Annotated in this window: 5 protein-coding genes; 1 reads left to right on the forward strand and 4 read right to left on the reverse strand. The window is 68.9% G+C overall.

From position 1 onward, the window contains the following. Positions 1–98: 98 nt before the first annotated feature. On the reverse strand, positions 99–1,922 hold the full coding sequence (locus tag ACTJI2_RS11495; protein WP_440842142.1) for a S8 family peptidase: 1,824 nt from the start codon (positions 1,920–1,922) through the stop codon (positions 99–101). An 80-nt stretch (positions 1,923–2,002) separates the two neighbouring features. Beyond that, on the reverse strand, positions 2,003–3,178 hold the full coding sequence (locus ACTJI2_RS11500; protein WP_440842143.1) for a YadA-like family protein: 1,176 nt from the start codon (positions 3,176–3,178) through the stop codon (positions 2,003–2,005). On the opposite strand from ACTJI2_RS11500, the gene ACTJI2_RS11505 reads away from it, so the two are divergent. Next, positions 3,177–3,440: a hypothetical protein gene (locus tag ACTJI2_RS11505; RefSeq protein WP_440842144.1), complete on the forward strand. Its 264-nt coding sequence runs from the start codon at positions 3,177–3,179 to the stop codon at positions 3,438–3,440. The genes ACTJI2_RS11500 and ACTJI2_RS11505 overlap by 2 nt on opposite strands. Before the next feature lie 296 nt (positions 3,441–3,736). Here the strand turns inward: ACTJI2_RS11505 and purL are convergent, their stop codons facing one another. Both purL and ACTJI2_RS11515 read right to left on the reverse strand, forming a co-directional pair. Then, complete coding sequence (gene purL / locus ACTJI2_RS11510; RefSeq protein ID WP_440842145.1) at positions 3,737–7,648, reverse strand: phosphoribosylformylglycinamidine synthase; 3,912 nt, start codon at positions 7,646–7,648, stop codon at positions 3,737–3,739. Between the two features lie 196 nt (positions 7,649–7,844). Next, positions 7,845–8,015 (reverse strand): thioredoxin fold domain-containing protein (locus ACTJI2_RS11515; RefSeq protein WP_440842157.1); only part of this gene is annotated, 171 nt, incomplete at its 5' end.

Consider the following 8,015-nt stretch of genomic DNA (forward strand, 5'->3'; position numbering starts at 1 on the left):
TCGCACTCCCGTTGCAGGCGTCCACTTTACCAATGTCTACCATCGACCGGAGTCGCCCGCGTGACCGGGAACCGACGACGGCAATCCTTCGGGGCGGGTTACTGGCGGACCTGCAGGTTGACTCCGCTGAAAGGGGTTTCACCCACCACGAGGACGTAGTAGGTCCCCGCGCGGGCTTCGGCGGGCGCGATACGGATGGTTTCGACCGTGCCGGGACGCCGCGAACCGTACTGGTGCGCGCTAGCGGTCGGCACCCGGTCGAAGCCCGCGTACACCGAAACATCGCCCTGCCCGCCGTAACTCATGATGCTGATCAACCGCCCGGGCGCCGCCTCGAAGCGGTACAGCCACTGACTGCCGGCACCGCCATTCATGCCGGTCACCGGCACCCGGTTCCGCACCGGGCTGGCCTGCGGTCCGCAGTCCACGCACGCAGGCTTCAGCGCCTCATCCAGCGCGGCACGCGCATCCAGCAGACCGATCCCGATGGGCGTTGTCGCCGGTATCCGCGCGGGAAACGGGCGCGCGGTCCTGAGCAGCAGGCTCTCCATTTCCGAGGGTGTCAACGGAACCCGACCCGCCTGCGCGCGCGCGCCCTGGACCAGGGCCGCCACTGCGGAAACGTGTGGCGTGGCCATGGAGGTTCCGATCTTGCCGAAATAACCGAACTCGCCCGAGGCCGGGTCCGTCTTGCTCGAGGAACCGGCCTGGAGCACATAACCGTCCCAGCCGGAATTGCCAGTGTCCTCCACCCCGCCACCACCCGGCGCCGCGATATCGACCGCCGCGCCGAAGTTTGAGTAATAGGCCTTGCCGCCGGTGATGCGCGAGGCGCCGACGGTGATCACGCCACGACAGCTGGCCGGGCTGACATCCGCCGCATCCACGTTGCTGTTGCCCGCCGCCACCACCACCACGCTGCCGTTGGCGGTCGCGATGTCGATGGCGTCCTGGGTAATCCGCGGACACGAGCGATTGCCGCCCAGGCTCAGGTTGATGACCTCGGCGGGATGGGGATTGGCGGGCACACCCGGAACCCGCCCACCCGAGGCCCAGACAATCGCATCCGCGATGTCCGAGGTCAGGCCGCCGCAACGACCCAGCACCCGGACCGGAAGCACCTTGGCCCGGTACGCGACGCCCGCCCCCCCCAGCCCGTTGTGGGTGACTTCGGCGATGGTGCCGGCCACGTGGCTGCCATGCCAGGTGCTGTTGCGCACCGGCGAGCCGCCGTAGCACTCGCCCGCCACCGGACTCCAGTCCCCCAGATCCAGCGCTCCCGCCACCCGGGCGTCGGTGGGTCTGCGCGATATCCAGGCATTGCTGATGAAGTCGTAGCCGGGCAACAGGTTCGCGGACAAATCCGGATGATCGGTCAGCACCCCGGTATCGAGCACCGCGACCACCACGCCCTCACCCTGTGCGATGTCCCAGGCCCTCGGCGCGCCGATGCCTCCCACCGGATGATGGAAATGCCACTGGAGGTCGAACAGCAGGTCATTCGGCGGGTCATTCGGTGCATACAGCGGGTACATGCGTTCGTCCGCCTCCGCGAGCACCACGCCGGGATCGGATCTGAGTTCAGCCAGCAACCGCGCCATTTCCGCCTGGGAAAGCGCACGCGAGAGCGAGAACGCGTCGCCGCCGCTGGCCAATGGATGCAGCATCCTGACGCCAAGCATGCCGCCATTCCCGCGCTGCCGTGGCGGTGTATCCAACAAGCGTGCGCGCGCCACGGCCGCGCGCACGACCGCAGCCTTGTCGTGGCTGCGCGTGCCGGCGATACGCTGGCGCACGATGATGCGGTCTCCCTCGATGCGCCTTGGCGGCGTCGACTCGACTTCCGCCGTCCGCGCCAGCGGAATCGCCGCCAGGCTCGACTCCGCCGCGATCGCCCAGACCAGCAGCGCCATGGCGGTCATCATCCCCTTTCCGTTGCATTTCATATTCGTGGTTCCTTCTTTGATTAATCGCCCGACGCGGTGTCGTGCATCCATCACCGTCACCAGCCGAAACCGGCACCCATGCCGACCGAGCGTTCGTCCCCGCTGAGCGCGCCGCCCAGACTGAATGTGGCCCGCTCGCCGAAGGCGCGCTGGTAGCCCACGGACAGCGCGCGTTCGCCACCCTGGAAACCCACGCCCACGCCGACGCGGTTGTCGGTGCGAATGCCCGCGGCGCTGATCGCCATGTTGAGCATGGCCGCGCCCATCGCGCCCTGCCGGTCGATGCGGCGGTCCTGGGCATGGAGGCGGCGTTCCAGATCGCCCTTGAAGCGGGTGAAGTCGTCGTTCCACGCCGCGAACCGGGTGTCCGTGTAGGCATTGGCGTGGGCCAGCGTCTTCGCCGCGGTGGCATCGGCATGGGCGTTTGCATTGGCCAGCGCCTTCGTCGTACTCGCGTCGGTATAGGCGTTGGCATTCGTCTCCGCCCTTGCGCCCACCGCGTCGGCATGCGTGGTCGCATCGACCAGCGTCCGCGCCGCGCGCGCATCGGTGTAGGCGTTCGCATTCGTCTCCGCCCGCGCTCCCGTCGCTTCGGCATGCGCGTTCGCATCGGCCAGCGTCCGCGCCGCGCGCGCATCGGTGTAGCTGTTCGCATTCGCCTCCACCCGCGCTCCCGTCGCGTCGGCGTGCGCCCGCGTGTCCGCCAGGCCGGCGTCCATCTGGCCCTTGTTGACGGCATCGGTTTCCACGACGCCCGCCGCCACGTGGACAATCTGGCGTTCCTGGCCGGTGCGTCCCACCGACACGCTGTTGCCGCGCTCGCTGACGGCACCGGCTCCCAGGGCCACGCTGTTCTCCGCCAGGCTCCACGCGCCATTGCCGATGGCGATGCTTCCGTGTCCACTGGCCTGGCTGGCGCTTCCCATCGCGGCGGCGCCGATACCGGAAGCATGGGCCTGGCTGCCGGCCGCCATCGAACCCTGTCCATCCGCGAGGGCGCTGTAACCCGTGGCGGTGGCATCGTCCGCAAGCGCGCTGGCACCGTTGCCGGAGGCGGACGCGCGCTGGCCATAGGCGGAACTGGTTGCGCCCAGTGCGACCGCATAATCGCCCAGCGCCGCGGCGTCGGAACCCAACGCCACCGCATCCTCGCCTTCCGCATAGGCCAGGCCGGGCCCATTGGACTGGACGTGATGTTGAATCGCGACCGCCATCGGACCGGCACCGGACATGGTTGTCCGGGAGTTGCTCCCCTGCACCGGCGACGACTCCGCGGGAGTCCGGCTTTCGGTTTCGGTCGCCAAAGCGTTCCCCGCCATCAACAGCGACGCGACCGCGATGTTGATTGCGATGGCGAACGTCGAGGTCCTGCACGTTGCGCATGTTGACGACCGGCGGGCCCTTGTCGTGGAAACCGGGCTGTCATTGCCCGTGGTGCGGTTCCCGCGGATGGCAGGCATGGAATGGCGCATCTTTGAGACTCCCTTTTCCTGAGCAAAAAAATCCCGCGACCACCGGATGTGCCGGTTGTCGGTGTCTTGGTTGGAGATGACCCCCGGGTGGACGGAAACACCCGTCGATGAGGCTTCCGTTGCAGGCTCGGGAACGGAACCCTCAAACCTGTGCCGTCGGATAGTCTGCAGACGGGATGGCGCCGTCAACTAACATTGACATTCCGTCGGTATCGCGAACGCCATCCCGCCACCGCAGTGGCATTGGGATCGTGCGGTACCGAAAAAAAAAGCGGCGCCGAAGCGCCGCTTTTTCCGTCATCGCGATAAGGCCTTCGCTCAGCCCACCCACACCCGTGCGTTGCGGAACATCCGCAGCCACGGTGAGTCCTCGTGCCAGTCGGACGGCGCCCAGCTCAGGTTGACGCTGCGCGGGGTACGCTCCGGGTGCGGCATCAGGATGGTGGAGCGGCCGTCGTCGCTGGTCAGGCCGGTGATGCCGTCGGGCGAGCCGTTGGGGTTGAGCGGATACTGCGTGGCCGCGTTGCCTTCGCCGTCGATGTAGCGCAGCGCGACCCGCACCGCGGCCTGGTCCACCGCGCTGTCGAACTCGGCGCGTCCCTCGCCGTGCGCGACCGCGACCGGGATGCGCGAGCCGGCCATGCCGCGCAGCAGGATCGAAGGCGACTCCAGCACTTCCAGCAGCGAGGTGCGGGCTTCGAACTGTTCGCTGCGGTTGCGCAGGAAGCGCGGCCAGTGCGTCGCACCGGGGATGATGTCCTTGAGCTGGCTCAGCATCTGGCAGCCGTTGCACACGCCCAGCGAGAAGGTGTCGCCGCGCGCGAAGAACGTGGCGAACGCCTCGCGCAGCGCGGCCCGCTCCAGCACCGAGGTGGCCCAGCCGCGACCCGCGCCGAGCACGTCGCCGTAGCTGAAGCCGCCGCAGGCGGCGAAACCCTTGAAATCGGCCAACGACACACGGCCGGCGACCAGGTCGCTCATGTGCACGTCGTAGGCGTCGAATCCGGCGCGATCGAACACCGACGCCATCTCGATCTGCCCGTTGACGCCCTGCTCGCGCAGGATCGCGACCTTCGGGCGCGCGCCGGTGGCGATGAACGGGGCGGCCACATCCTCGGACGGATCGAAGGCGAGCTTCGGCTTGAGTCCGGCGGCGGTGAACTGGCGCGCCACGTCGCGCTCCTGGTCGGCCGCTTCCGGGTTGTCGCGCAGCTTCTGCATCGCATGGGTCACCGACCACCACGCATCGAACAGCGCTTCCCAGCGCCATTCGCTCAAGGTCTCGCCATCCTGCTGCACGCGGATCACCGGGGCCGTGCTCGGGCGGGCGATGCGCTGCGCGCATTCGGTGAGCGCATGGCGTTCGACCAGATCGGCGAACGCCGCGCGATCCTCGTCGGCCACCTGCACCACCGCGCCCAGTTCCTCGGCGAACAGGGTGCGGAACGGATCATCACCCCAGCCATCGAGGTTGATGTCCAGTCCCAGGTGCGAGGCGAACGCCATTTCGCACAGGGTCGCGAATGCGCCACCATCGCTGCGATCGTGATAGGCCAGCAGCAGGCCGGCCTCGCGCGCGTCGCGGATCAGCGCGAAGAAATCACGCAGCCGCTGCGGGTCGTCCAGATCCGGCACGCCGTCATCGGCTTCGTCGCCGGCGAACGCCGGCAGGCCGTCGCGATGGCCGGCTTCCGGATGGACCTGCGCCAGGATCGAACCACCCAGCCGCTTCTTGCCCGCGCCCAGGCCGATCAGCCACAGATCGCTGGCTTCCTCGCGCTGCAGCAGCGGAGTGAGCTGCCGGCGCACGTCGGTCACCGGCGCGAACGCACTGATCACCAGCGACACCGGCGACACCGATTTCTGCGGACCGTCCACGCCCTGCCATTGCGCCTGCATCGACAGCGAGTCCTTGCCGACCGGAATGCTCAGGTCGATGTCCGGACACAGCTCCATGCCCACGGCGCGGACCGCGTCGAACAGAAGCGCGTCTTCACCGTCGTGGCCGGCGGCGGCCATCCAGTTGGCCGACAGCTTGATCCGGTCCAGCGACTCGATCGGCGCGGCGCACAGGTTGGTGATCGCCTCGCCCACCGCCATGCGGGCGGCGGCGGCGGCGTCCAGCAGCGCCAGCGGCGTGCGTTCGCCGATCGCCATCGCCTCGCCGCTGAAGCGGCTGTAGTCCGACAGGGTGATCGCGCAGTCGGCGGCCGGCATCTGCCATGGACCGATCAGCTGATCGCGCGCGGTCAGGCCGCCGACACTGCGATCACCGATCGTGATCAGGAACTGCTTGGCCGCCACGGTGGGATGCGCGAGCACGCGCAGGCCGGCCTCATGCAGGTCGAGCTTCGCCGTTTCCAGCGCCGGCCACGGTGCGGGCGCGGGATGGCGGGCTTCGCGATGCATTTTCGGCGCCTTGCCGAACAGCACGTCCATCGGCAGATCGATCGGCGCATCGGCGGGAATCGCGTCGACAGTCGCGCCGTAGGCCACCACCAGGCGCTCCTCCGTCGTCGCCACGCCGACCGCCGCGAACGGACAGCGCTCGCGCTCGCACAACGCGGCAAACTCGGCCAGCCGCGCCTGCGGCACACCGAGCACGTAGCGTTCCTGGGATTCGTTGCACCACAACTGCATCGGCGACAGCGAGGGATCGTCGGTGGGCACCTTGCCCAGATCGATCACGCCGCCGACGCCTGAATCATGCAGCAGTTCCGGAATGGCGTTGGACAGGCCGCCCGCGCCGACGTCATGGAACCACAGGATCGGATTGTCCTCGCCCATCGCCACGCAGCGGTCGATGACTTCCTGGCAGCGCCGCTCCATTTCCGGGTTGTCGCGCTGCACGCTGGCGAAATCCAGTTCCTCGGCGCTCTCGCCGGAGGCCACCGAACTGGCCGCGCCGCCGCCCAGGCCGATCAGCATCGCCGGACCGCCGAGCACGATCACCGCGTCGCCGGCGGAAAGCGTCTTCTTCTGCACCTGGATGCGATCGATCGCGCCCAGGCCGCCGGCCAGCATGATCGGCTTGTCGTAGGCACGCGCCAGCGCCTCGCCTTGCCCCAGTTCGAAGCTGCGGAAATAACCCAGCAGGTTGGGACGGCCGAATTCGTTGTTGAACGCGGCGCCGCCCAGCGGGCCGTCCAGCATGATTTCCAGCGCGGGCGCCATGCGCGGATTGAGCGCGCGCCCGGCTTCCCACGGCTGCGGCAGCGTGGGAATGCGCAGATGGGAAACACTGAAGCCGGTCAGGCCGGCCTTGGGCTTGCCGCCGCGGCCGGTCGCGCCCTCGTCGCGGATCTCGCCGCCGGCGCCGGTGCTGGCGCCGGGGAACGGCGCAATCGCGGTGGGATGGTTGTGGGTCTCGACCTTGATGCAGAACGCCGAGTCCAGGGTCGCCTCGACCCGGTAACGGCCCTGCCCGTCCGGGCGGAAGCGCGCGGCCGGATAGCCTTCCACCACCGCCGCGTTGTCGCGGTAGGCCGACAGCGTGTACTGCGGCGTCTGCGCGTGGGTGTGCTTGATCATCCGGAACAAGGACTGCGGACCGCCATTGACCAGCATTTCCTTGCCGTCGATGGTCCAGGACGCATTGAAGATCTTGTGCCGGCAGTGCTCGGAATTGGCCTGCGCGAACATCATCAGTTCGACGTCGGACGGATCCCGGCCCAGCTCGCGGTAGCGATCGCGCAGGTAGGCGATCTCGTCATCGGCCAGCGCCAGGCCCAGGCGGGTGTTGGCGGTTTCCAACTGGTCCAGCGGGATGCGTTCCAGCTCGCCGCGCGCCGGCGTGGTGAACAGCGCCGCCGCCTGTTCGCGGGCGGCCAGCAGGGATTGCGTCATCGGGTCATGCAGCGCCTTGGCCAGCGCGGGCATGTCGTCGGTCCAGCCTTCCAGATCGATGCGCATGCCGCGTTCGACCCGGTGCAGTTCCAGGCCGGCGCCGCGCAGCAGTTCGGTGGCCTTGCTGGCCCACGGCGACAGGGTGCCCAGGCGCGGCACGACGAAGCGGGAGACCCCGCCCGCGGCCAGCGGCTCTGGCTGTTCATGCGCCTGCAGGATGCGGCGCAGGGTCGCTTCGTCGAGGCTTGCCGAGGCATCGGCATCGATGAAATAGACGTGCCAGGCACCGCGGATGCGGACGTGGGGGATCAGGGACTGGAGCTTGCTTTCGAGCCGCGCGCGGCGGAATTGCGACAAGGCCGGCTGGCCTTCGAGGACGATCATGTCCGGAACCGTGGGAGCGTGCCGTCAGGACGGGGCCCGCTATTGTAACGGAGCCCGGGTTCCCGGACCCGACCCGGCCCGGATCCGGCTCCTGGCCGGACCTCCGGCGCCCGCAGGCCGGCGCCCGGGCATGAAAAAGGCCGGCCCCTGCAAGGGGACCGGCCTTCGGGCATCCCAAAAAAGGCGGGAGCTTCCGTCAGGGCGCGCCGCCGGCCTTGGCCTGCTCGGCGGCCAGGTCGTCCAGCGCCTTGCGCAGGGCGGCCGGCGGCAGGTAGCCACCCAGCTGGGTGCCGTCGGCGGCGAAGATCGCCGGGGTGCCGTCCACGCCGACCCGCTGGCCGATGTTGTATTCCATGGTGACGGGGTT

The sequence above is a fragment of the Pseudoxanthomonas sp. 22568 genome, from assembly GCF_052044485.1.
In the GTDB taxonomy this organism is placed as follows: Bacteria; Pseudomonadota; Gammaproteobacteria; order Xanthomonadales; family Xanthomonadaceae; genus Pseudoxanthomonas_A; species Pseudoxanthomonas_A beigongshangi.